This window comes from Niveibacterium sp. 24ML (genome assembly GCF_026586805.1).
Classification (GTDB): Bacteria; Pseudomonadota; Gammaproteobacteria; order Burkholderiales; family Rhodocyclaceae; genus Niveibacterium.
In genome coordinates this window covers 40,646-64,123 of record NZ_JAPFHA010000012.1, presented here as the reverse complement: position 1 = coordinate 64,123, position 23,478 = coordinate 40,646, and the positions used below count along the sequence as shown (strand labels likewise).

17 protein-coding genes are annotated in these 23,478 nt (G+C 64.8%); 11 read left to right on the top strand and 6 right to left on the bottom strand.

Going from position 1 to position 23,478, the window contains the following annotated elements; all coding sequences use genetic code 11:
* The first annotated feature begins 201 nt into the window (after positions 1 to 201).
* Positions 202 to 3,570, top strand: coding sequence for an ATP-binding protein (locus OPU71_RS11840; protein ID WP_267728185.1), 3,369 nt, complete (start codon positions 202 to 204; stop codon positions 3,568 to 3,570).
* Positions 3,557 to 4,450: a response regulator gene (locus OPU71_RS11835; protein ID WP_267728184.1), complete on the top strand. Its 894-nt coding sequence runs from the start codon at positions 3,557 to 3,559 to the stop codon at positions 4,448 to 4,450. The genes OPU71_RS11840 and OPU71_RS11835 overlap by 14 nt, the downstream gene beginning before the upstream one ends.
* 30 nt (positions 4,451 to 4,480) lie before the next feature.
* On the opposite strand, the gene OPU71_RS11830 is transcribed toward OPU71_RS11835, so the two are convergent.
* Positions 4,481 to 4,945 (bottom strand): hypothetical protein, encoded by a 465-nt coding sequence (locus OPU71_RS11830; protein ID WP_267728183.1) that lies wholly within the window; start codon positions 4,943 to 4,945, stop codon positions 4,481 to 4,483.
* A 208-nt stretch (positions 4,946 to 5,153) separates the two neighbouring features.
* On the opposite strand from OPU71_RS11830, the gene OPU71_RS11825 reads away from it, so the two are divergent.
* The 8 genes from OPU71_RS11825 to OPU71_RS11790 all read left to right on the top strand — a co-directional run bounded on the left by OPU71_RS11825 (position 5,154) and on the right by OPU71_RS11790 (position 14,573).
* Positions 5,154 to 6,215 carry a phospholipase A gene (locus OPU71_RS11825; RefSeq protein ID WP_267728182.1) on the top strand — a complete coding sequence of 354 codons (1,062 nt, stop codon included), beginning with the start codon at positions 5,154 to 5,156 and terminating at the stop codon, positions 6,213 to 6,215.
* Between the two features lie 450 nt (positions 6,216 to 6,665).
* Positions 6,666 to 7,871 carry an efflux RND transporter periplasmic adaptor subunit gene (locus OPU71_RS11820; RefSeq protein ID WP_267728181.1) on the top strand — a complete coding sequence of 402 codons (1,206 nt, stop codon included), beginning with the start codon at positions 6,666 to 6,668 and terminating at the stop codon, positions 7,869 to 7,871.
* A gap of 12 nt (positions 7,872 to 7,883) precedes the next feature.
* The gene (locus OPU71_RS11815; protein ID WP_267728180.1) at positions 7,884 to 11,036 is read left to right on the top strand and encodes an efflux RND transporter permease subunit; all 3,153 of its coding nucleotides are present in this window, start codon (positions 7,884 to 7,886) and stop codon (positions 11,034 to 11,036) included.
* The gene (locus OPU71_RS11810) at positions 11,029 to 12,435 is read left to right on the top strand and encodes an efflux transporter outer membrane subunit (protein WP_267728179.1); all 1,407 of its coding nucleotides are present in this window, start codon (positions 11,029 to 11,031) and stop codon (positions 12,433 to 12,435) included. The genes OPU71_RS11815 and OPU71_RS11810 overlap by 8 nt, the downstream gene beginning before the upstream one ends.
* A 27-nt stretch (positions 12,436 to 12,462) precedes the next feature.
* Positions 12,463 to 12,780 carry a DMT family transporter gene (locus OPU71_RS11805; RefSeq protein ID WP_267728178.1) on the top strand — a complete coding sequence of 106 codons (318 nt, stop codon included), beginning with the start codon at positions 12,463 to 12,465 and terminating at the stop codon, positions 12,778 to 12,780.
* A gap of 123 nt (positions 12,781 to 12,903) precedes the next feature.
* The gene (locus OPU71_RS11800; RefSeq protein ID WP_267728177.1) at positions 12,904 to 13,566 is read left to right on the top strand and encodes a hypothetical protein; all 663 of its coding nucleotides are present in this window, start codon (positions 12,904 to 12,906) and stop codon (positions 13,564 to 13,566) included.
* A gap of 62 nt (positions 13,567 to 13,628) precedes the next feature.
* The gene (locus OPU71_RS11795; protein ID WP_267728176.1) at positions 13,629 to 14,105 is read left to right on the top strand and encodes a WbuC family cupin fold metalloprotein; all 477 of its coding nucleotides are present in this window, start codon (positions 13,629 to 13,631) and stop codon (positions 14,103 to 14,105) included.
* 3 nt (positions 14,106 to 14,108) lie between these two features.
* Positions 14,109 to 14,573: a tRNA (cytidine(34)-2'-O)-methyltransferase gene (locus tag OPU71_RS11790; RefSeq protein WP_267728175.1), complete on the top strand. Its 465-nt coding sequence runs from the start codon at positions 14,109 to 14,111 to the stop codon at positions 14,571 to 14,573.
* A gap of 48 nt (positions 14,574 to 14,621) precedes the next feature.
* Here the strand turns inward: OPU71_RS11790 and OPU71_RS11785 are convergent, their stop codons facing one another.
* From OPU71_RS11785 to ptsP, 4 genes are all read right to left on the bottom strand, one after another.
* The gene (locus tag OPU71_RS11785) at positions 14,622 to 15,809 is read right to left on the bottom strand and encodes an NYN domain-containing protein (protein ID WP_267728174.1); all 1,188 of its coding nucleotides are present in this window, start codon (positions 15,807 to 15,809) and stop codon (positions 14,622 to 14,624) included.
* 169 nt (positions 15,810 to 15,978) lie between these two features.
* Positions 15,979 to 17,730, bottom strand: coding sequence for a PTS fructose-like transporter subunit IIB (locus OPU71_RS11780; protein WP_267728173.1), 1,752 nt, complete (start codon positions 17,728 to 17,730; stop codon positions 15,979 to 15,981).
* 42 nt (positions 17,731 to 17,772) lie between these two features.
* Positions 17,773 to 18,753 (bottom strand): 1-phosphofructokinase, encoded by a 981-nt coding sequence (gene pfkB, locus OPU71_RS11775; RefSeq protein WP_267728172.1) that lies wholly within the window; start codon positions 18,751 to 18,753, stop codon positions 17,773 to 17,775.
* A complete protein-coding gene (ptsP, locus tag OPU71_RS11770) occupies positions 18,750 to 21,233 on the bottom strand; it encodes a phosphoenolpyruvate--protein phosphotransferase (RefSeq protein ID WP_267728171.1) in 2,484 nt (827 codons plus the stop codon). The genes pfkB and ptsP overlap by 4 nt, the downstream gene beginning before the upstream one ends.
* A gap of 238 nt (positions 21,234 to 21,471) precedes the next feature.
* Between ptsP and OPU71_RS11765 the strand changes: the two genes are divergently transcribed.
* On the top strand, positions 21,472 to 22,479 hold the full coding sequence (locus tag OPU71_RS11765) for a LacI family DNA-binding transcriptional regulator (protein WP_267728170.1): 1,008 nt from the start codon (positions 21,472 to 21,474) through the stop codon (positions 22,477 to 22,479).
* A 7-nt stretch (positions 22,480 to 22,486) separates the two neighbouring features.
* Here the strand turns inward: OPU71_RS11765 and OPU71_RS11760 are convergent, their stop codons facing one another.
* Entirely contained in the window at positions 22,487 to 23,473 is a 987-nt protein-coding gene (locus tag OPU71_RS11760; protein WP_267728169.1) for an NAD(P)H-dependent glycerol-3-phosphate dehydrogenase, read from the bottom strand.
* Positions 23,474 to 23,478: the final 5 nt, after the last annotated feature.

The following is a 23,478-nucleotide window of genomic DNA, read 5'->3' as shown; positions in this document are numbered from 1 at the left end:
CGTGGCGGTCGTGGTTTGCTGCGTTGTTGGAGCGCACTTTGGGATCAGTGCCGGGTACGCGAAATAAGTCATTTGACGTACTGCGCGTACGCACTGCGCACACCAGAATCGGCACCACAGACTGCACGCAATCGGGCACGCCGCTTGCGTGCTTCCGGCGTGAACAAAGGCGTTAACAGGCGCGTTTCAGAAGGATTACGGGTGGACCAGGAAGTCGCCAGACCGCAACCGGTACAGCGCATCATGAAGGTGCGGCGGGACTACAACCGCTGGGTGTCGGACGAAACGCTGGAGGATTACGCGCTGCGTTTCACGCCGCGCAGCTTCCGCAAATGGAGCGAGTTCCGCGTCGCGAATACCGCTTTTGGTGCAGTGTCCTTCCTCGCGCTGGAAGCGATTGGTGCAGCCATCACCCTGAGCTACGGCTTCACCAACGCGATGTGGGCGATTGCCGTGGTCAGCCTGGTGATCTTCCTCACCGGCCTGCCGATCGCGTATCGCGCGGCGCGCCACGGGCTCGACATGGATCTGCTGGCGCGCGGCGCGGGCTTTGGCTATCTCGGCTCGACGATCACCTCGCTGATCTACGCCAGCTTTACCTTCATCTTCTTCGCCATCGAAGCGGCGATCATGGCGCAGGCCTTCGAGCTATGGTTCGACATGCCTCGCTGGCTGGGCTACCTGCTCAGTGCCTTGATCGTGGTGCCGCTGGTGACCCACGGCGTCACCCTGATCAGTCGCCTGCAGATGTGGACCCAGCCGGTGTGGCTGGTGCTGCTGGTGCTGCCTTTCATCGCGGTGGCGATCAAGAACCCGGAGGCCTTCGTCGCCTTCAGCTCGCTCAACGGCAGCAGCGCCGGCAGCGATGAATTTTCATGGGCCGCCTTCGGCGCGGCGGCCACGGTGGCCGCATCCCTGATCGCGCAGGTCGGCGAACAGGTCGACTTCCTGCGCTTCATGCCCGAGCCCACGCCTGGCCGCAAGGCGCGCTGGTGGCTGGCGGTGATCATTGCCGGGCCGGGCTGGATCCTGATGGGCGCAGCCAAGATGGTCGGCGGCGCCTTCCTCGCCTTCCTGGTCTTGCAGCATGAATTGCCCTTGTCGCGCGCGCTCGAACCCATGCAGATGTACCTGGCCGGCTTCCGCGAGGTGGTCGGCGATCACGGTGGTGCAATCTTCCTTGCGGGCGTGTTCGTCATCGTGTCGCAGTTGAAGATCAACATCACCAACGCCTACGCCGGGTCGCTCGCCTGGTCCAACTTCTTTGCACGGCTGACGCACAGCCATCCGGGGCGTGTGGTGTGGCTGGCCTTCAACGTGCTGATCGCGGTGCTGCTGATGGTGATGGGCGTGTTCGAGGCGATCGAACGGGTACTCGGCCTCTACGCGCACCTTGCGGTGGCCTGGGTCGGGGCGGTGGTGGCCGATCTGGTGATCAGCAAGCCGCTGGGCCTGTCGCCCCGCAACATCGAGTTTCGCCGCGCCTACCTGTATGACATCAACCCCTCGGGCTTCGGGGCGATGCTGATCGCATCGGTGCTCTCGGTCGCGGCCTACGTGGGCTTGTTCGGTGAGGGCTGGCGCCCGGCATCCACCGGCATCGCCTTGCTGGTGTCGCTGCTGGCGGCGCCACTGATCTCGCTGCTCACGCGGCAGCGTTACACGATTGCGCGTGCGCCGGTGGACTTCGGGCCGCGTCACCGGGTGTTGCGCTGCGCGGTCTGCCGCAACAAGTTCGAAGCGGACGACATGGCGCATTGCCCGGCCTACGGCGGCGCGATCTGCTCGCTGTGCTGCACGCTGGACGCCCGCTGCGGCGACCGCTGCAAGACCGGATCGCGCGCGCACGAGCAACTGGCCGATCTGCTGGCGGGCTGGTGGCCGCATCGGGTGTCGCTGCCGATGGCGCGGCGCGTGGGGCAATTTGCGTTGGTGCTCGGCGGCATGGTCTGCGTGTTCGGCGCCATGCTCTGGTTGCTCTACGCGCAGGAATTGCTGCACCCCGGCGGGCCGGCCTCGGCTGACCTTGCCCCCCTTTTCTGGAAGGTGTTCGCCGGGATCTTCCTGCTTACTGCGGTGGCCGCCTGGTGGCTGGTGCTGGCGAACGAGAGCCGGCTGGTCGCGCAGGAAGAGTCGGATCGCCAGAACCAGCTTCTGCAACGCGAGATCGACGCCCACCGCCAGACGGACGCGGCCCTGCAAAAAGCCAAGGAAGTGGCCGAGAGCGGCAACCTTGCCAAGAGCCGCTTCGTCACCGGCATGAGCCACGAGATGCGCTCGCCGCTCAACAGCATCCTTGGCTATTCGCAGGTGCTCTTGCGCCAGCAGGCGCTGGCGGGTGCCTTGCGCGACGCGGTCGGCACCATCCACCGCAGCGGCGAGCACCTTGCCAGCCTGGTCGATGGCTTGCTCGACCTGTCGCGCATCGAAGCAGGCAAGCTGCGGCTGGAGCAGGAAGGGCTGTACCTTGAGGAATTCTTCACCGAGATCGTCAAGATGTTCCGCCCGCTGGCGGAAAGCTCGGGCCTCTCCTTCCACTACGAGGCGCGCGGCCACTTGCCGCAGCGCGTGCATGCCGACCCCAAGCGCTTGCGCCAGATCCTCATCAACCTGCTAGGCAACGCCGTCAAATTCACCGAGCAGGGCCAGGTCTGCCTGCGTGTGCGGTACCGGCGCGAGATCGCACACATCGAGGTGATCGACACCGGGGTCGGCATCGACGCGGCCGAGCATGAACGCATCTTCCAGCCCTTCGAACGCGGTGCCGGACGGGTCGGCGCCGAGGGCACCGGGCTCGGGCTCACGATCACCCGCCTGCTGGTCGAGCTGATGGGCGGCGACATTCAGCTGTACAGCAAGCGGGGCGAGGGCAGCCGCTTTGTCGTGCGGCTCTACCTGCCGACTTTGCCGAATGTCGAAGTCAGCGCTTTGGCTGTGCCGGTCAGCGGTTACCTTGGCCGGCGCCAGCATGTGCTGATCGTGGATGACGAAGCGGCCCATCGTGGGGTGCTGCGCGCGATGCTGCAGCCGCTCGGTTTCTTGATTGAAGAAGTCGACAGCGGTGCCGCCTGCCTGGCTGCGCTGGCCCAGCGCACGCCGGATTTGTTGCTGCTCGATATCAGCCTGCGCGACACGACCGGATGGGTGGTATGCCGCCAACTGCGCGAAGCCGGGCACAGCGGCCTCGCGATCGTGATGGTATCTGCCAACGCGCATGACAACACCGAACAGGCGCGGGCGCAGAGCGGCTGCAATGGGTTTGTCACCAAACCGGTTGCCGAGGCGGATTTGCTCGAACAGGTTCGCAGCGCGCTGGGCCTTGAATGGCTGCACGCGGCGCCGCCGGCCGCACCGCGTATCGTCCCGCCCGGCCCCGATGTGCTGCGAGAACTGCTCGCGTTGGCTGCGGGCGGTTACCCGCGTGCCTTGCGCGCGCGGTTTGAAGAACTGGGCGAAGACAGCCCGGACCTCGCACCCTGGGCGGCGCGTTGCCTGCCCCTGATCGGCAGCGACGATGCCGCGCTGATCGCAACCCTCAGTCAGACCCTGCAAGACCATGCATTCAGTTGAAGAAGCCTGCGACGTACTGCTGGTAGATGACAGCGCTGATGCGCTGGCGCTGCTGTCGCTCGAACTGGGGGCCGTCGGCCTTCAGGTGCACACCGCCGCTAGCGGCGAGCTGGCGCTTGCGTATCTGGCCAGACACCTGCCGGGCGCCATCCTGCTCGACGTGCAGATGCCCGGCATGGATGGCTTTGAAACCTGCGAGCGGATTCGTGAGCAGAGTGAAGACGTGCCGGTGATCTTCATGACCGGTCTGGGTGAAACCGAACACATCGTGCGGGGCTTTGCAGTTGGCGGTAACGACTACGTCACCAAGCCGGTTTCTCCGCCGGAGGTGATTGCTCGGCTGCAGGCCCACACCCGTACCGCGCGCCTGGTGCGCGCCACCCGCGAGGCGGTGAACGCCAGCAGCAATGCCATGCTGGCGGTGGACGAGGCGGCGCAACTGCTCTGGTGCAACGATGCGGCCACGCAGTTGCTCGGTACGCTGGAGCCCGGCCTGAATCTGCTTGAAGGGCTGCCGATCGCGCCACAACTGGCGGGGCTTCTGGGCGGGCAGGGCGAGGCACCCGGCGCGGCGCTTCGGCTCGCGAACGGCAGCCTGCAGGCGCGCCGCGTCAGCGAGGCGGCCCAGGCCATCACGGTTTTTGCACTCACCGCCGCGGGCACAGGTACGAGCAAGCGCGCCGGCGCCGAACTGACCGCCCGTGAAAGCGAGGTGCTGCTGTGGGTGGCGCGTGGCAAGACCAATCGCGACATCGGCGAAATCCTTGGCATGAGCCCGCGCACCGTGAACAAGCACCTCGAACACATCTTCGAGAAGCTGGGCGTGGAAACCCGCACGGCCGCTGCGTCGGCGGCTGCGCGCGCCCTGGGCCTGCCTTAGCCGGAGTGCGGCGGTTTGGCTCGCCTGAGCCTAGCGTTCCTGCCCTCGGGCGAGCAGGGCACGCAGCGTGTCCGCCGTATCCAGGAAGGCGCGCAGGCTTTCCAACGTCAGATCGTCGAAGTCCGCGCTCATGCCGCGAACGAGGTAGAGGTGGCCCTTCTCGTCGCGCTGAACCCAGCCCCGTGCAATCAGCTCATGGACCTTTCGGCGCACGGTTTCGCGCGGAATGCCGCAGGTTTCGGCAATCGACAGTGCATTGCAGGGGCGGTAGGCACGGGCCCGCACGGCCGGGTCGTCCAGATCCGCTTCCTGGTTCACACCGTTTGCGAGCCATTGCTCGATGTTCCGATGCGCAATTTCGCCCAGCACGATGACCGCGGCGAAGTCTCCTTCGAAGAACTTGTAAGTCCGCAGGAACAGCGGAATCGTAAATTGCGAAAGCGCAATATTGATCCGGCCACGGTTGGCAGCGAAGTGGTCTTTGTCGATGTTCATGGATGGCCCGGTGTAGTTATTCGTGTGATCGGTGGCGACGGGTGTGAGCCCCGTGCTGGCACAGCGGCGAGCACAGTAACCACATCAAGCGCGCGCAGTCACGGTTAAACATCTGCCGGAATACCCATTTTGGGGAATTGCGGGCGCGCATAGAGCCATTGTCGCGATACCTTCGGCGCCAACTCTTTTGCGCGGCACGCGGCGTTTCGTGCTCGCGCTCGCTGCGCAACCAATCACCTGGAGCACACCCGACATGCCGCGCCTGGGCTGCATTCTGATTCCCTGTCTATTCATTGCGTCGCTTGCTCAGGCGGCGCCTCATCCGTGTTCCAGTGAGCCTGATCAAGGCAAGCGCCTGGCGTGTTTCGACCGCGAGTTCCCGGCGGCCGCTGCACCGGTGGCGGCGAGCGCGCCAACCACGTCAAGCGAGCGGCCGTTCTCGGTGCTGTCAGAACGCTGGGAACTGCAGCCGCAAGATAAGACCGGCACCTTCCAGTTTCGCTTCCATGCGCCGATCTACTTGCTACCGGTGAAATACTCGAGCGCAGTGAATCGCGCGCCGTCTTCGCCCAGTCGCGGGTCGGTTGGTGATGCTTTGTCGCCGTTTGGCGTGAATGAACTGGAGTGGGATGCGGTCGAGGCGAAGTTCCAGCTCAGCTTCAAGGTCAAGGCCTTCGAGAACATGGTGGGAGATAACGGGGATCTGTGGTTCGGCTATACCCAGCAAGCCTACTGGCAGGTCTACACCAAAGACTTGTCGTCACCATTCCGCGAGACGAACTACGCGCCGGAACTCATCAACACCTGGCGGACCGATCTAAGCTTCCTTGGCATGCGGATGAGCATGCTGAACCTGGGCTTGATCCATCAGTCGAACGGCAAAAGCGGTGTGGTGTCGCGCTCGTGGAATCGCATCTATGCGCAGGCCGGCCTTGAACGCGGCGGTTTCTCGATGCTCGTGCGGCCTTGGTACCGCATGAGCGAAGACCCGGAGAAGGATGACAACCCGGACATCGAGAACTACGTCGGGCGCGGCGATCTGATCCTAGCCTACAAGACCGGGCAGCACGTTTTTTCTGCCGTGGGGCGGCACAGCCTGCGTGGCGGCGACGAGAATCACGGCTCGCTGCAGTTTGACTGGGCGATGCCGATCACCGGCAAGCTAAAGGGTCACTTGCAGGTCTTCACAGGTTATGGCGAGTCGCTGATCGACTACAACCATCGCCAGACCACGTTCGGACTCGGTATCTCGCTGGCAGAGTGGTTGTAGCATGCGGCCTGCCGATACCGAGACCCGCCCGGAAGTGGCGCCGCCGCTTCGCCTGAGCCTGGAGCCCAAGGCGCCGGAAGCTTCGGTTTCCTGCGAGGGCAATTCAGGGTGGGTGGATCTTGACCCGGCGCGCAAGATGCACGAACCTGCCGCAGCGGAGGGCAAACAGGCCTTCGGCAAGGAGGATGAATTAGACCCGCTTGGCGCGCCCCATCTCGGCAGATCGGCGTTCAAGTGGGGGGCTGGTGCGCTGATGCGGTGGGGTCGAAGACTCTGGATCGCAGTCGGTCGTAGGTGCGATTGATGGGCACGACAGAAAGACACTTTGCCGGCCCGCAGAGCGGTTGCCGTGTGTGGGTGAGCGCAGTGCAAGCGCGTTCAGGTATTTGAATCGCCACAGCAGTCCGCCGCGCACGGCGGCACCGTGGCATCGCCTTGAGGATCAGATAAATGCGTCATCAGAACCGTTCTGCGATGCGGCACATCGCACCTCTGCTGTTGGGGCTTCTCCTCGCGGCGTGTTCGCGCACCGATTCGACTGCACCGGCTGGCATGTTGCCGGAGGTGACGGTGCAGCCAATCGTTGTTCAGGACGTGCCGGTCGTGCCGGAGTTCGTTGGCCAGACCGAGAGTTCGCGCCAGGTCGAGATTCGTGCGCGCGTGAGCGGCTTCTTGGAAAAGCGCGAGTATCGCGAAGGTGCCATGGTCAAGGCGGGGCAGCCGCTCTTCCAGCTTGATCGCAAGCCCTTCGAGGCCCAGGTGCAGGTGGCAAAGGCCCAGTTGGCGCAGGAAGAAGCGCGGCTGGTGACCGCCGAGGCCAACCGCAAGCGCATCGAGCCGCTTGCGGAAAAGAACGCGGTCAGCCAGAAGGACAAGGACGACGCGATCGGTCAGTACCGCGCCGCTGCGGCGGGCGTTGAGGCCGCCAAGGCGAGCGTGATTACCGCCGAACTGAATCTTTCCTACACCTCGATCCATTCGCCGGTGACCGGACTCGCAAGTTTCTCGAAAGCGGCCGAGGGCACCTATCTTGACACGCAGAACAGCCTGCTGACCTACGTGGCGGCACTCTCGCCGATGCGGGTGAACTTCAGCATCTCGGAAAACCAGGCGCTGCAGTTCGGCGAGATGGTCAAGAAAGGTGTCGTGCGCGCGCCCAAGGAAGGCGACTTCCGCGTTGAGGTGATTCTTGCCGATGGCTCGGTGTTCGAAGAAACCGGGCGCCTCACCTTTACCGATGCATCGTTCAGCCAGGAAACCGGTACCTTCCTTTCCCGCGCCGAGTTGCCAAACGCCAAAGGCGCCTTGCGACCGGGCCAGTTCGTGCGGGTGCGGCTGCATGGTGCCTATCGCCTGAACGGCATCGTTGTGCCGCAGCGTGCGGTGCTGCAGACCGCGCAGGGGAACATCGCGTTCGTGGTGGATGCGGCGGGCAAGGCGCAGGCGCGGCCGCTCCAGCTTGCATCGATGCAGGGTGATAACTGGGTGGTGTCCCATGGGCTCAAGGGGGGCGACCAACTGGTTGTCGATGGCGGAATGAAACTGCGCCCGGACGTGCCGGTGAAGATCGTGAAGAAGCTGCCGCCCCATACCGTCGCGCCGGACACTGTGCTCGCGGCGCCTGCGGCCGAACAGTCGGCGCCGGCCGCGAACTAAGGGGGCGCCCAGATGATTTCCCACCTCTGTATCCGACGGCCGATTCTGGCCACGGTGCTCTCGATCGTGCTGACGATCGCGGGCCTCGCGGCCATGTATTCGCTGCCGATCGCGCAGTACCCCGACATTTCGCCGGTGCAGGTCACGATTTCCACCGCATATCCGGGCGCCGATGCGAAGACGATCGAAGACTCGGTTGCCGCGCCGCTTGAAGCGCAGATCAACGGCGTTGATAACCTGATGTACATGCAGTCGACCAGCTCGGCCTCCGGCCAGTACTCGCTGACGGTGTACTTCAAGGTTGGCACCGACCCCGACATCGCGCAGGTGCAGGTGCAGAACCGCATCAGCCTGGCGATGACGCAGTTGCCGGACATCGTGCAGAAGGCCGGCGTCAGCGTGGCGAAGCGGTCGAACAGCTTCCTGATGCTGATCGGCATGTATTCACCCGATGGCCGCTTCGACGACAAGTACATCGCAAACTATGCCAACGTGTATGTGCTCGATGCGCTCAAGCGGGTGCCAGGGGCAAACCAGGCATCGATCATGGGCGTGCCGGATCTGGCGATGCGCATCTGGCTCAAACCCGATCGCATGGCGGCGCTGGGCATCACGCCCAGCGATATCCAGCGGGCGGTGGCCGCGCAGAACCAGCAGTTCGGTATTGGCCGCATCGGCGCCTCGCCGACCGACAAACCGGTGGAACTGACCTTCCCCGTCGTCGCGGGCGGGCGCTTTTCCGACCCGACCGAGTTCGAACGCATCATCCTGCGCACCGACAGCAAGGGCGCGGCGATCGTGCGGCTCGGCGACGTCGGCAAGGCCGAGGTCGGGCAGAAGGACTACCTCGTTCGCGCCACCATGAACGGCAAGCCAACCACGCTGATCTCGGTGTATCAGCAGGCCGGGTCGAACGCCTTGCAGGTGGCCAAGGATGTTCGCGCCACCATGGTCGAACTGAAGAAGACCTTCCCGGAAGGGATGGACTACCTCGTCTCGCTCGACACCACCACCTTCGTGCAAGACTCGATCGACGAAGTGGTGCACACGCTTTTTGAGGCGGTTGTGCTGGTGGTGCTGGTGGTCTACCTGTTCTTGCAGAATTTCCGCGCAACGATCATTCCGACCGTGGCCGTCGTGGTGTCGCTGGTGGGCACCTTCGTCGGCATGACGCTGCTGGGCTTCTCGATCAACATGCTGACCCTGTTCGGCCTCGTGCTTGCGATCGGTATCGTCGTTGATGATGCGATCGTGGTGATCGAGAACGTCGAGCGGAACATGCACGAGTTCAAGCTCTCGGCGCGCGACGCGGCTTTCAAGGCGATGGACGAGGTGACCGGCCCGGTGATCGCGATCGTGCTGGTGCTCGGTGCGGTGTTCATTCCGGTTGCCTTCATCAGCGGCACCACGGGCCTTTTGTACAAGCAGTTCGCCATCACGATCGTGATTTCGGTGGCGCTTTCAGGCTTTGTGGCGCTCACTCTCACACCAGCGATGGCGGCCTTGATGCTCAAGCCTGCCCATGGCGAGCCGAACCGCTTCTTCCGCTGGTTCAACCGCATGTTTGAGAACCTGACCGCGCGCTACGCCGCAGGGGTGCAACTGACGATAAAGCGCGTCGCGCTGGCAATGATGGTGTTCGCGGTGATGGTCGCGGCCATTCTGGGTCTGTTCAAGCACATTCCGGGCTCCTTCGTGCCGATCGAAGACCAGGGCTATGTGCTGGCCGCGACGATCCTGCCCGATGCCGCCAGCCTTGACCGTTCGCAGAAGACGACCGAGACGGTCGCCAAGCAGTTTGCCGAACTGTCATCGGTGCGGAACACCTCGTCGATTCCGGGCTTCAGCATCATCGACAACCAGATGAAGGCGAGTGCCGGCATCGTGTTCGTCGAAATGAAGCCCTTCGCAGAGCGTGGCGGCAGCCTCCAGAGTTCGGCGCAGGCGGCAATCGGCCATGTGCGCAAGACGGCGGCCTCGGTGCAGGACGGTGTGGTGGTGCCGCTGCTGCCGCCACCGATACCGGGCCTGGGCAGTTCCGGCGGCTTCGAGTTCTGGATTCAGAGCAAGGGCGGCGCGGACTATGCCGAAGTCGACCGCGTGACCAAAGCCTTCATTGCCGAGGCACGCAAGCGGCCTGAGCTAGCCGACATGACCACCCTCGTCAATGCCGCCTCACGCCAACTGAAGGTCGATGTCGATCGCAATCGTGCCGAGACCCTCGGCGTGCCAGTGCAAGACGTCTATGCCGCGATGCAGACCTTGTTCGGTTCCTTGTACGTGAGCCAGTACAACGCCTTCTCGCGCGTCTTCCAGGTGATCCTGCAGGCCGAGCCGAAGTACCGTGAATCGCCCGACGATCTGCAGAACATCTACGTGCGGCAGTCGGGCGGCAAGATGTTGCCGCTGTCGGCGGTCACCACCACGCACTTCACCACCGGGCCCGAACTGATCAGCCGTTTCAATGGCTTTTCTGCCGCCAAGGTGACCGGCAACGCAGCGCCGGGATTCAGCTCGGGGCAGGCCATCTCTGCCATGGAGGAGGTGGCCGCCAAGACCTTGCCCGACGGCTTCTCGTTCGCCTGGGCAGGCCTTGCCTACGAAGAAAAGCAGGCAGGCGGCACCACGGCGATCGTGTTCGTGTTCGGCATCATCATGGTCTTCTTGATCCTCGCTGCGCAGTACGAATCCTGGGGCTTGCCCTTCTCGGTGATTACCGCGGTGCCCTTCGGCATCTTCGGCGCGCTGGTGGCGATATTCCTGCGCGGGTTGGAGAACGACATCTACTTCCAGGTGGGCCTCGTCACCCTGGTCGGCCTGTCGGCGAAGAACGCCATCCTGATCGTTGAGTTCGCGGTGATGAAGCGGCAGGAGGGGCTGGGCATCGTGGAATCGGCGGTGGAGGCGGCGCGATTGCGCTTGCGACCGATCGTCATGACCTCGCTCGCTTTCGTTGCGGGGGCGGTGCCGCTGGCGATTGCGACTGGCGCCGGTTCGAACTCGCGCCACTCGATCGGCACCGGCTTGATCGGCGGCATGATTGGCGCAACCACACTGGCGCTGTTCTTCGTACCGCTGTTCTTCGTACTCATTGAAACGCTTGCCGAACGAATCCGGCGGCGCAAGGGGGCCGCCGCGCCTGCCGAGGAGACGCATCATGCGTAAGACGACTCTGGCGCTGTCGTTGGTCGTGATGCTCAACGGCTGCGCGCTGATCCACAGCGAAACCAAACCAACGCTCGCGTCGCCCGAGGCATGGCGTAACGCCAGCGATGCCACATCCGAGGCGAATACTGCGCTGGCCAGGGATTTCTGGCTCGCTTACGACGATGCCGCGCTGAACCGCTTGATGGACCAGGCGCTGCGCGCGAGCCCCGATGTGCGCATCGCCGCCGCCAACGTTGAAAACTACCGCGCTCGCGTCACCGCCACGAGCGCCGATCGTTTCCCGCAATTGGGCATCGGCGCACAGGCTGCGCGTGGCAAGGGCGGTGATTTCCCGCCCACGCCGGTCAATTCGTTCAGCCTTGGCGTGAATGCCTCGTGGGAGGTGGATCTTTGGGGGCGGCTTGCGCGTTCCACCGATGCGGCTCGCGCCGACTTGCTGGCGCAGCGCGAGGTGCAACGCGGGGTGTACCTGTCGTTGGCGGCAAGCGTGGCGCAGAGCTACTTCACCTTGCGCCAGCTCGATACCCAACTTGAGATCGCACAGCGCACGCTGACGCTTCGCAAGGAAAGCCTGGACCTGTTCCAGTTGCGCTTTGATGGCGGCGTGATTTCCGAGGTCGAGCTTGCGCAGGTGCGTTCGGAGTATGAGCAGGCGTTCGCGGCCGTGCCCCAGGCGCAGGCGGCGATTGCCCGCACCGAAAACGCGCTGTCGGTGCTGCTGGGGCGTAATCCCGGCCCGATCGAACGGGGCAAGCAGCTCGAACAGTTGCGTGATCCGGAAGTACCGGCCGGGCTTCCATCCGAACTGCTGACCCGGCGCCCGGATATTCGCGCCGCAGAGGCGCAACTGGCGGCGGCCGACGCCAGGGTCGATGCGGCGCGGCTGGCCTGGTTCCCGCGAATCAGCCTCACCGGTCTGTTCGGCGTTGCCAGCGGCGATCTTTCGGCCTTGTTCAACGACGGATCGCAGGTCTGGAACGGCGTGGCCGGCCTGACCCAGCCGGTCTTTGATGCCGGACGTATCGGCGCAGGGGTCGACAGTGCCCGGGCAACGCGCGAGGCGGTTGTCGCGCAATATCAGAAAACGGTGCAGAACGCCTTCCGTGAAGTTGACGATGCTCTGGTATCACGCGTGAAACTGCGCGAGGAACTGGCTGCGCTGACCCGGCAAGTTGCGTCCTTGACCCGCTATGCCGAGCTTGCTCGTCTGCGCTACGAGAACGGCTACACCAGCTACCTGGAAGTGATCGACGCTGACCGCGCGCTGTTCTCCGCCGATCTGAACCGGGTGTCGGTTCAGGCCGCCCTGTTCGGGGCCTCGGTGGATCTGTATCGCGCCCTGGGCGGGGCGTGGATGGATTCGCGTATCGAAGGGGCGAAATCGGCGGCGGGTTAGTCCTGCGCCTGGACTGGGGGCCACTGCATGAGTTGGGTTTATCTGCTACTCGCGGGCTTGTTCGAGATTGGCTGGCCGGTGGGTCTGAAGCTGGCGCAAACGCCAGCGAATCGCTTGCCCGGCATCGCAATCGCGGTGGGCTTCATGGGTGCATCGGGCTTCATGCTCTGGCTTGCCCAGCGGCACATTCCGATTGGTACCGCGTATGCCGTCTGGACCGGGATCGGGGCTGCCGGCACCTTCGCCGTGGGTGTGCTGTATTTCGGTGACCCTTCCTCGTTCTTGCGTTACCTCGGGGTGGCGCTGATCATCGCGGGCGTCATCACCCTGAAAATTGCGCATTGACTCGCCCCGGACGAGCTTGTCCGCAGCGCTGACGCGCTGGTCGTTGTATTCGCGCGACGCTAGTCGCGCTGCCGGCCGGCTTTGGGGCGATAATCGCGCACCGAATTCTGGATGCTTTGAAAAATGAAAACTCTGCGCATTGCACTCGTGATTGCCGGCCTCGCTGCCGCTGGACAAGCCCAGGCCGTTGGTGTTGGGGTCAGGGCGGGTACGACTGGATTGGGGGGTGATTTCGGCTTCAGCATCGCGCCGACGCTGCTCGCCCGCATCGGTTACTCGTGGCTCGACTACGGCATGGACGTTGAAGCAACCGACATGAAGTACGACGGCAAGCTCAAGCTCTCCAACCTCAGCGCATTGCTTGACTGGAGTCCGCTTGGCCCCTTCCGCGTGACGGGCGGTTTCGTGTTCAACGACAACCGTGTCAACGTGACCAGCGTGCCGGTGGGGGGTACATACACGCTCAACGGCAATACCTACAACGCAAATGCGGTTGGTTCGATCGAAGGCGAAGTGAAGGTCGGCAACAAGGCTGCGCCTTACCTGGGCATTGGTTACGGCAACGTTGCGACGGCGGGCGTGAACTTCTACTTCGACCTGGGCGTGATCTTCCAGGGCTCGCCGACTGCAAGCCTGACCGCGAACTGCGCCCCGGCCATCGCCGGCACGCCTGCATGCTCCAAGCTGCAGAGCGATGTTCAGGCGGAAGAAGAGCGTCTGGCAAACGACATCGCCGGCCTGAAGTACTACCCGGTTGCCAATATCGGGATCACCGTCGGTTTCTGATTTCCGGCACGCAAGCATGGCGGGCGCCTCTGGGCGCCCGTTTTCGTTGTGGGAGTGGATGGATGAGTCGCAGCCTGTTGCTTGATACCGCGTTGCTCGCACCGGCAATTGATGCCGCGCGCGCCTCGCCGCGCCGCCGCAAGAACCTGAATCTGCATGCGTCGACCGACGAGCTGACGCAGCGCTTCTTCAACGCGATGGAACCGGACAGCTATGTTCCACCGCATCGGCACCTTCAGCCCGGCAAGGAAGAAACGCTGATCGTGGTGCGCGGCAGTCTCGGCGTGTTCGAGTTTGACGACGCGGGCATGGTCACACGCGCGGCTCGTGTGAGTGCGGGGGCCGATGCCTTCGGGATTCACGTGCCCTTGGGCACCTGGCATGCCATCGTGGCGCTGGAACCCGCCTCGGTGTTCATCGAAATCAAGGGTGGCCCTTATGTGCCGTTTGCCCCGGAAGACTTTGCACCCTGGGCGCCCCGTGACGGCACGCCCGAAGTACAGGCGTGGATGGACGCCTTGAGGGCAAGGGTGAGCTGAGCCATGCTGGAAATCGTCCTCGTCCACCCGGAGATCCCGCCCAACACGGGCAATGCGATCCGGTTGAGCGCCAACCTTGGGGCGCGTTTGCATCTGGTTGAGCCGCTCGGCTTCGATTTGTCCGACAAGCACCTCAGACGAGCCGGCCTCGACTACCACGATCTGACGCATGTCACCGTCCATCCCGACTGGGCCGCATGTCGTGCGGCCCTGGCGGGCAGGCGTTTCTTCGCACTGACTTCACGTGGCACCGTGCGTTACGACCGCATCGCCTTTCAAGCCGGTGACGTGCTGGTGTTCGGTTGCGAAACCAGCGGACTGCCACAGACGATTCGCGACGAGTTTGCGCCGGAACACTGCTTGCGGGTGCCGATGCTGCCGGGCAATCGCAGCATCAACCTTTCGAACACCGTGGCATTGGTGGCCTACGAGGCCTGGCGCCAGCATGGTTTTGCAGAGGGCCAGTAGCGCCCGCCGCCGCAACAGAGCGGGCGGGCCCACGCCTGCGCGGTGGGGCTAGCTGGACGTATCGTCTGCGCTGCTTGCGGACTTGCGTGTGCGCCGGGTCCGCTCCGAGGGTTTGCGCGCGCGCTTGGCGGGCTTCTCGTCCGTTGCGGCGGGGGGGTCGAGGGCTTTCGGTTCCTCTGCCGCGATGGCTGCCTGCGGCTGCGGCGCGGCGGGCTGCGGTACCGCCGGCGGGGTTTCAAGCATTGCTTGCTCTGCCGGTGCGCTGGCCTGTTTTTCGCTCGCTTTGCGGGTGCCACGTCCCTTGCGGCGTGGCTCAGGTTTGGAGGCCGCTTCGAGCGGTGGCTGTGCCTCGTGGCTTGCTGGCTCCTGCTTTGCGGGCTTGGCGTTCGGGCGCTCGCGCGGTGAATCGAGCACGGCCGATGTGCCACTGCGATACACATAAGCGCCCGATTTTTCGTCGCGGCCAAATTCCAGCAGGCCGCGTGCTTGCGCCTCTTCGAGCAGGTTGCCGAAGGCGCGGAAGCCGCTGTAGGACTCGTTGAAATCGGGCTTGCGGCGTTTGATGGCTTCCTTCAGCACCGAGGCCCAGATCTTGCCGCTGTCGCCGCGTTCGGAGACCAGCGCGTCGAAGGTCTGCACCGCGATGTCGATCGCCTGGCTCTTGCGCGCTTCGAGTTCGTCCTTGCGACGTTTTTCTTCCTCTGGCGAGCGGCGGTTCGTTTGCGGCGCCTCGCGCGTGTCGCGTTTGGCGGCGGTGCGCTGGCTCTCGCGCACCAGATCGTCGTAGAAAATGAACTCGTCGCAGTTGGCGATCAGCAGGTCGGAAGTCGATTGTTTCACCCCGATGCCGATGACCTGCTTGGCGTTCTCGCGCAGCTTCGATACCAGCGGCGAGAAGTCGGAATCGCCGCTGATGATGACGAAGGTGTTCACGTGGGCCTTGGTGTAGCAGAGGTCCAGTGCATCGACGACGAGGCGGATGTCGGCGGAGTTCTTGCCCGACTGACGCACATGCGGAATCTCGATCAGCTCGAAGTTGGCCTCGTGCATCGTGGCCTTGAAGGTCTTGTAGCGATCCCAGTCGCAGTAAGCTTTCTTGACGACGATGCTGCCCTTGAGCAGCAGGCGTTCGAGCACCGGCTTGATGTCGAACTTCTCGTACTTGGCGTCGCGCACACCGAGGGCCACGTTTTCGAAGTCACAGAAAAGCGCCATGCTGACGTTCTCTTGAGCCATGTTGTTCTCCAGTGCGGTAGCGGGGGCATCGCGGTGCGGCGCCGATGCCGCGATGATACTGGCGCAATGGCGCGCGGTCGCGTGTCTATCCACACGAGAGGTGTGGACGCGCAGCAAACGAAAAACGCCCGCGGCCGAGGCCGGCGGGCGTTGAGTGGGTGGCGCGGGTTCAGGTGCGCGCTTCGATCGGTTTTTTCAGTGCATACAGTGCCAAGGCTGTGACGACGGTGCCGGCAACGATGGCGACCAGGTAGCCACCGAGGTTGCTCACGGCATTCGGAATTGGCAATACGAACACGCCACCGTGCGGCACGCGCAGCGTGCAGCCGAGCACCATCGACAGCGCACCAGCGGTGGCCGAGCCGGCCACCAGTGCCGGGATCACGCGCAGCGGATCTTTTGCCGCGAAGGGGATCGCACCTTCCGTGATGAAGGCGATGCCCAGCACCGCAGTGGCCTTGCCGGCTTCACGTTCGTCTGCCGAAAAGCGGTTCTTGAAAAGCACGGTTGCGAGCGCGATGCCCAGCGGCGGGGTCATGCCGGCAGCCATCACGGCGGCCATCGGTGCGAACACATCACTGGCGATCAGGCCGGTCGCGAAGGCATAGGCCGCCTTGTTGATCGGGCCGCCCATGTCGAAGGCCATCATCGAACCGAGCAGCAGGCCGAGGAACACGGCGCTGGAACCCTGCAGACCCTTCAGCCAGGCGGTGATCGCGGCGAGCACCACGGCCACCGGCTCGCCGACCACGTAGTACATCAGCAGCCCGACGATGGTGGTGCCGAGCAGCGGCAGGATCAGCACCGGCTTGAGGCCGTCGAGGTTGCGTCCGAGCTGGATCTTGTCGTTGAGGAACTTGACCGTGTAACCCGCGAGGAAGCCTGCCGCGATACCGCCGAGGAAGCCCGCACCGATCGATGCGGCGATCATGCCGCCGATCATGCCCGGCGCGAGGCCGGGTCGGTCCGCGATCGAGTGCGCGATGTAGCCAGCCAGAATCGGCACCATCAGCGCGAAGCCGCTCTTGGCGCCAATCGTGAACAGCGTCCAGCCCAGCGTGCCCTTGTTGGCGTCTTCATAGACATAGATGCCGCCCAGTGCGAAACCGAGCGCGATCAGCAAGCCGCCGGCAACGACGAAGGGGATCATGAAAGACACGCCGGTCATCAGGTGCTTGTAGGCACCGGTGCGGGCGGCGGCCTGTTGCGCCTTGGCTTCCTTGACCTGCTCGGCGGGGTCCTGCGCGGCGCCGGTGCGCGCTTCGGTGAGCGCGGTGCGGATCAGTCCGGCGCCGTCGTTGATCGCGGCCTTGGTGTTGGTTTCGTAGATGCGCTTGCCGGCGAAGCGGGTCTTGTCGACCTTGGTGTCGGCGGCGATCACGACGATCTCTGCATTGGCGATTTCTGCGGCGGTGAGGCCGTTCTGCGCGCCAACCGAGCCCTGGGTTTCGACCTTGATCGTGCGACCGACCGCCTTGGCGCCGCCTTCCAGGCCCTCGGCGGCCATGAAAGTGTGGGCGATGCCGGTGGGGCAGGAGGTGATCGCGACAATCTGCGGCAGCGACGGATCCCGGGGCGCCGGGGCGGCAGCGGGGGACGATACGCTGGTGGCGTTCGGGGTACCGACGACTGCATGGCGGATCAGGCCGTCGGCATCGCGGATCGCCGGTGCGGTGGCCACTTCGACAATACGTTTTCCGGCAAAGCGTTCTTTCGGCACCTGCGTGTCGGCGGCGATGATAACGAAGTCAGCGGCGGCGATATCCGCGTCGCTGAGCATGTTGCGGGTACCGACTGAGCCCTGGGTCTCGACGCGGATTTCATGGCCCAGCCGCGCAGCAGCTTGTTCAAGCGCTTCGGCGGCCATGAAGGTGTGCGCGATGCCGGTGGGGCAGGCGGTCACGGCGACAATTCGTGACATGGTGGATCTCCTCGTGTGGTGTGCGGTGTGTGCTGTTCGGGGTCAGGCAAGCGTGTTGGTCGTGATGTTCTCGGCCAGATCGCGCACGAGCTCGGGTGCGGGCAGGTGCGGGCCGAGGCGCTGCAGTTTCGCGGCGGAGAATGCGGTCGCGAGGCGCGCGGTCTGGGTCAGGCTTGCGCCTTCCAGCGTTGCGGCAACGATGCCTGCAACCATGGCGTCGCCCGCGCCGACGGTGCTGAGTGGTTCAATCGGCGCCGGGTGGGCCAGCACCGATTCTTCGCGCTTGATAAAGAGTGCGCCGTCGCCACCCATCGACACGACGAGCATGCGCAGTGCGGCGTTGTTCTGCAGCAGCGTGCGCGCGGCGGCGACGACCGCTGCCGTGTCGGGCAGGGCATGGCCCACCAGTTCGGCCAGCTCGCTGCGGTTGGGTTTGGCGATGTCCGGCCCGGCTGCAATCGCTGCGCTCAATGCGGCGCCGCTGGCATCGAGCACGACTTGGGCGCCGTGGCTGTGGGCGGCGGTGATCAGGCGCGCGTAGGTCTCGGCCGGCCAACCGGGCGGCAGGCTGCCCGCCAGCACCACCCAGCCGGCATGCGGCAGCAGGGTGGCGAAGCAGTCGTCGAGATGCGCGTTTGCCGCTGCCATGGCGTCTGCCGCCAGGCAGGGGCCGGGCATGTTCACATCGGTCGTTTCGCCGCTGGCACGGTCCACCAGTTTGGTATTGATGCGGGTGAGACCGGGGAGGTAGTGGAAGTGGTTCTCGATGTGCTTGGCGTCGAAAAGTGTTTCGAACAGCGCGGCGTTCTCGCTGCCGAGCAGGCCACTCACCGCGGTGGCGACACGGAAGTCCGCCAGGCATGAGGCGACGTTGATTCCCTTGCCGCCCACGTCTACCTGCATCTTGAGCGCGCGGTTCACTTCACCGACCTGCAGGCCGCTGACTTCGACCGTGTGGTCGAGCGCCGGGTTGAGCGTGATCGTCAGCACCGTTGGTGCGCGTTTGGGTGTCTTTGTAGTCATAGCGCGCGGATCTCGTCAGGGGTGCTTGCGGCAATCGCGCGTTCGGCAAGTGCTTGCATCGCGGCGTAGGAATCGCCGCGCAGCGCGGCTTTCACAGAGGCAACGTCCTGCGCGCTCATCGACAACTCATCGACACCGAGGCCGGTGAGGATGCGGGCGCCGAGCGGATCACCCGCCAGCCCGCCGCACACGCCAACCCAGGTGCCTGCGGCCTTGGCGGCACGCACGGTTGATGCGATCAGCGCGAGCACTGCCGGGTGGAGGCTGTCTGCCTGCGCGGCAAGCTCGGGGTGCTGGCGGTCGATCGCCAGCGTGTATTGCGTGAGGTCGTTGGTGCCGATCGAGAAGAAGTCCACCAGCGGCGCGAAACGGTCAGCCATCACGGCGACGGCGGGAACTTCCACCATGATGCCAACCGGCACCACCGGACCATCGACCTGGACGCGGGCGCGAGAACAGTGGGCGCGCAGCGCTTCGATCTCGCTGGTGTGGGTGACCATCGGGAACATGATCTTGATCGGGCCATGCTTGGCGGCGCGATAGAGCGCACGCAGCTGGGTGTAGAGCAGATCCTGGCGTGTCAGCAACAGGCGGGCGCCGCGCACGCCGAGGAAGGGGTTCTCTTCCTTGGGCAGGTTCAGGTAGGGCACCTGCTTGTCGCCACCGATGTCCAGCGTGCGGATGATCAGCGGGCGGCCGGCCATTACCTCGGTCATGTCGCGGTAGATGCGGTATTGCTCGTCTTCGTCTGGCGCGGTGTCGCGTTCAAGGAAGAGGAATTCGGTACGCATCAGGCCGACGCCTTCCGCGCCGGCTTCGATTGCGGCAGCGGCCTGCTTGGCGTTGGCGACGTTGGCGGCGATTTCGATCGTGTGGCCATCAGTCGTGACGGCCGGCTGGTAGCGGCTCTCGCGCAGTGCTTCGCGCGCGGCGGCTTGTTTTGCGACCACCGCGCCAGCGCGGTCGAGATCCCCCCGCGCCACATCCAGATAGATCGCGCCGACCGAACCGTCGAGCACCGCGTTGCGGCCTTCCGGTGTTGCCAGCAGTGCGCTGCCGGCGGCAACAATGGCGGGCAGGCCCAGCGTGCGGGCGAGGATCGCGGTATGTGATGTGGGGCCGCCGCCGCTGATCGCGAGGCCGACGATGAAGCGCATGTCCAGCTGCAAGGTATCGGACGGCGTGAGGTCTTCGGCGACCAGGATCGTCGGCGTGCTCAGCACCATGCGCTGGCGGCTGACGCCGAGCAGCGCGCCGAGCACCCGTTCGCTGACATCGCGCAGATCGGTGGCGCGGGTGGCGAGCAGCGGGTCGGCAAGGCTTTGCAGCTTTTCGACGCGGGTCTTGACCACATGCTGCCAGGACCAGGCCGGGCCGTGCCCGCGCAGGATCTGCACCATCGCGTCGCGCAGCAGGTCGGCATCGCCGAGCAGTTCGCGATGCGCGGCGAAGATCGCGGCTTCGTTAGCGCCAAGGCGGGTGCGGGTGTCGGCTTCGAGCGCAAGCAGCTCTTGCTGGACACGCAGCACCGCGCCTTCGAGCGCCTCGCCGTCGGCGATCACATCGCCAGGCTCGTCCTGCACGTCAAAGCGTTGCGCGGCGTGGCGCACCAGGCGCCCGACCGCGAGGCCGGGGCTTGCACCAAGGCCGTAGAGCGTTTGTGGTGCGCCTTCCGGCGTCCAGTCCGGCGCTTGCTTGCGAGCAGCGATGGCGTTGCGGCGGGCGCGTTCGGCGTCCGCTTGTTCGTCGGCCGAGATCGCGCTCATCACGTCGAGCATCGCGTCGACTGAGCGGCGGGCGTCGTTGCCGCGCGCCGCGATCTTGAGTGTTTCGCCGCGCGTTGCGCCGAGCGAGAGCAGGGCAGTGAGTGCCTTGGCGTCGGCGAACTCGTCGCCCTTGATGATGCGGATCTCGCAAGCGAAGCGTTTGGCCACTTCAACCCAGCGCGTCGCGGGGCGGGCGTGCAGGCCGTTCGGGTAATCGAGGATCCAGCTTGTTTCTGCGTCCGCCGGCCACGGCAGCGCTACCGGCGCAGGGAAGCTCGGCGCTGCCGGAACATCGGCGAGCGCGCTGACGATCAGCTGCGGGTCGTCAGTGTTCACCAGCATGTCGATGCGTTCGGGGCGCTGCATCAGGCGTGTCAGCCGGCGCAGTAGCGCGATGTGCTCGTCGGACTGGGCTGCGATCGCCACCACCAGGCGGGCCTTGTCCTCGCCCTTCCACGCGACGCCGCCACGAATCTGTACCACTGCGACGCCGGTGTGGCGGATGTGGTGGCGGTCTTCGACCATGCCGTGCGGGATCGCGACCGTGGCCCCGAGCAGCGTGTTCGCGACCTGCTCGCGCTTGAGCAGGCTCTCGATGTAGGCGGGCTCGATGTAGCCCGCGTCAGCCAGAAGTTGCCCGGCGAGGCGGATCGCCGCCGTCTTGTCCGAGGCCTGAGCGTTCAGCAAAACGCACTTGCTTGTAATCGTTTCCATCGCCTACTCCGGTCATTCATGCCAAGTTTGCATGCTCTAGTTGTAATCGATTACATTTGATGTGTCAAAGAGTTTTGTTTATCCCTGCTCAGGCTTCCGGTTAACGGCCTTCTGGCCGTTGGGGTTTTGGCAGGATGGCTTGTGGCGCCAAGCGAGAAAGTCACCGCCGATCCGCGCCGTCATCGCCTTTTATTGCAGAATGTGGCTGTAATCGATTACGTATCGCAAGGGGGGTGAAATGGCACGAATCATCGATGTGGCGAAACACGCCGGGGTTTCGGTTGCCTCTGTCTCCCGTGTCCTGGCAGGTTTGCCGGGTGTCAGCGAAGAGACCCGGGCGCGGGTGCAGGCGGCGGCCAAGGCGCTCGACTATCGGCCGGATCTGGCTGCGCGGCGCTTGCGCTCGCGCCGCACCGACACCATTGGTCTGATCGTGTCGGACATCCGCAACCCCTTCTTTACCGAGGTCAGCCGCGCGGTTGAGGACATGGCCTACGAGCATGGGCAGCGCGTGATCCTGTGCAACGCCGACGAAGACCCTGAGAAGGAGGCCTTCTACCTTGAGCTGATGCGCAACGAAAACGTCAGCGGCGTGATCCTCTCGCCCACCTTGCCGCTGCTATCGCACTTCAAGGCGGCGGACTACGGATTCCCGATCGTACTGGTCGACCGCTGCGAACGCGGTACCGAAGCGGATGCGGTGGTGCTGGATAACCTTGATGCCGCCTACCGCCTCACCGAACACCTGATCGAGCGCGGCTATCGAAAGATTGCCTGCCTTTACGGTGCCGCCAGCGCGACTGGCCAACAGCGCTACGAGGGTTACTCGCAGGCGATGATGCGCGCGAACCTGACGCTGCAGGGGCGGGCGTTACGGCCGGCGGTGGCCGAGGCGCGTGGCGCCACGCTCGAACTATTGGGTGGGCGCCAGCCGCCGGAAGCGCTGATTGCGAGCAATGGCTTGCTGCTGCTCGGCATCGCGGAGGGGGTGCGCGAACTGGGGCTGATTTGCCCGGCGCAAATCGCGGTGGCGGGCTTCGATGACCTGCCCTGGGTTCGGCTGGTTGATCCGGGCCTTACCGTGGTCGCGCAGCCCACCTACGACATCGGGCGCGCGGCGATCGAACTGCTGTTGCAGCGCATTGCGCAGCCTTCACAGGCGGTGCGCCGGGTCGTGTTGCGTGGGGACTTGATTGTGCGGGGCTCAACCGCCGCGCGCGCCGCTACGGCGCCAGCTGGCGCCTAAGACCAGCTTAGCCTTCGATCTTCGGGTCGCGGGCGAGCAGGCGTTCTACCGCGTCGCGTGGCGAAAGCTGATTGCTCAGCACGGCATCGACGGCAGCGGTGATCGGCATATCGACGCCCAGCTCGCGGGCGCGGTTGGCGACTTCTCTCGCGGTGGGTACGCCCTCGGCAACATGCCCGAGCGTCGTGAGGATCTCGTCGAGCTTGCGCCCTTCGGCCAGCGCCAGGCCCACGCGTCGGTTACGCGACAGATCACCGGTACAGGTGAGGATCAAGTCGCCGACGCCAGCAAGTCCGCTGAAGGTTTCGCGGCGGCCGCCAAGCGCCAGCCCGAAGCGGGTTATCTCGGCCAGCCCCCGCGTGATCAGGGCTGCGCGGGCATTGAGGCCAAAGCTCATGCCGTCGCAGATGCCGGTGGCGATCGCCAGCACGTTTTTCACTGCGCCGCTCACTTCGGCGCCGATCAGGTCGTCGGCCGCGTAGATCCGCAGCCGGCTATGGTGCAGCTGCGCCGCCCAGTGTTTGGCGAATTCGATCGAATTGCCCGCCAGCGTCACCGCGCCGGGCAGGCCCGCCGCCACTTCTTGCGCGAAGCTGGGGCCGGTCAGCACCGCCACCGGATGCGCCGCGCCCAGCTCTTCTGTGGCAATGTCGTGCGGCAGCTTGCCCGTACCGGCTTCAAGGCCCTTGCAGGCCCAGATGACGGGCAAGGAAGGTGCTTGTTCGGCAACCGCACGCAGGCAGCTGCGCAAGCCTGCCGTCGGCGTGACGATCAACGCCAGCTCGGCGCCAGCGAAGGCTTGCGCCTGCTCGTCAACGACAGCAACGGACTCAGGTAGATGAATGCCCGGCAGAAGCGGGTTCTGGCGGGTTTCGCGCAATTGCTGCTGAAGGTCGGTTTCCCGGCCCCACAGCGCAATCGAATGTCGCGCGGAAAAGCTCAGCGCCAAGGCGGTACCCCAGGCACCCGAGCCAAGAATCGCGATACGGCTCATGGCAG

Bases quoted from the DNA above. Each gene is read 5' to 3' on its own strand.
- ptsP (WP_267728171.1), bottom strand. From the start codon at position 21,233: ATGGAAACGATTACAAGCAAGTGCGTTTTGCTGAACGCTCAGGCCTCG.
- OPU71_RS11795 (WP_267728176.1), top strand. From the start codon at position 13,629: ATGAGTCGCAGCCTGTTGCTTGATACCGCGTTGCTCGCACCGGCAATT.
- OPU71_RS11760 (WP_267728169.1), bottom strand. From the start codon at position 23,473: ATGAGCCGTATCGCGATTCTTGGCTCGGGTGCCTGGGGTACCGCCTTG.
- OPU71_RS11815 (WP_267728180.1), top strand. From the start codon at position 7,884: ATGATTTCCCACCTCTGTATCCGACGGCCGATTCTGGCCACGGTGCTC.
- OPU71_RS11820 (WP_267728181.1), top strand. From the start codon at position 6,666: ATGCGTCATCAGAACCGTTCTGCGATGCGGCACATCGCACCTCTGCTG.
- OPU71_RS11810 (WP_267728179.1), top strand. From the start codon at position 11,029: ATGCGTAAGACGACTCTGGCGCTGTCGTTGGTCGTGATGCTCAACGGC.
- OPU71_RS11835 (WP_267728184.1), top strand. From the start codon at position 3,557: ATGCATTCAGTTGAAGAAGCCTGCGACGTACTGCTGGTAGATGACAGC.
- pfkB (WP_267728172.1), bottom strand. From the start codon at position 18,753: ATGACTACAAAGACACCCAAACGCGCACCAACGGTGCTGACGATCACG.
- OPU71_RS11800 (WP_267728177.1), top strand. From the start codon at position 12,904: ATGAAAACTCTGCGCATTGCACTCGTGATTGCCGGCCTCGCTGCCGCT.
- OPU71_RS11785 (WP_267728174.1), bottom strand. From the start codon at position 15,809: ATGGCTCAAGAGAACGTCAGCATGGCGCTTTTCTGTGACTTCGAAAAC.
- OPU71_RS11780 (WP_267728173.1), bottom strand. From the start codon at position 17,730: ATGTCACGAATTGTCGCCGTGACCGCCTGCCCCACCGGCATCGCGCAC.
- OPU71_RS11805 (WP_267728178.1), top strand. From the start codon at position 12,463: ATGAGTTGGGTTTATCTGCTACTCGCGGGCTTGTTCGAGATTGGCTGG.
- OPU71_RS11830 (WP_267728183.1), bottom strand. From the start codon at position 4,945: ATGAACATCGACAAAGACCACTTCGCTGCCAACCGTGGCCGGATCAAT.
- OPU71_RS11765 (WP_267728170.1), top strand. From the start codon at position 21,472: ATGGCACGAATCATCGATGTGGCGAAACACGCCGGGGTTTCGGTTGCC.
- OPU71_RS11790 (WP_267728175.1), top strand. From the start codon at position 14,109: ATGCTGGAAATCGTCCTCGTCCACCCGGAGATCCCGCCCAACACGGGC.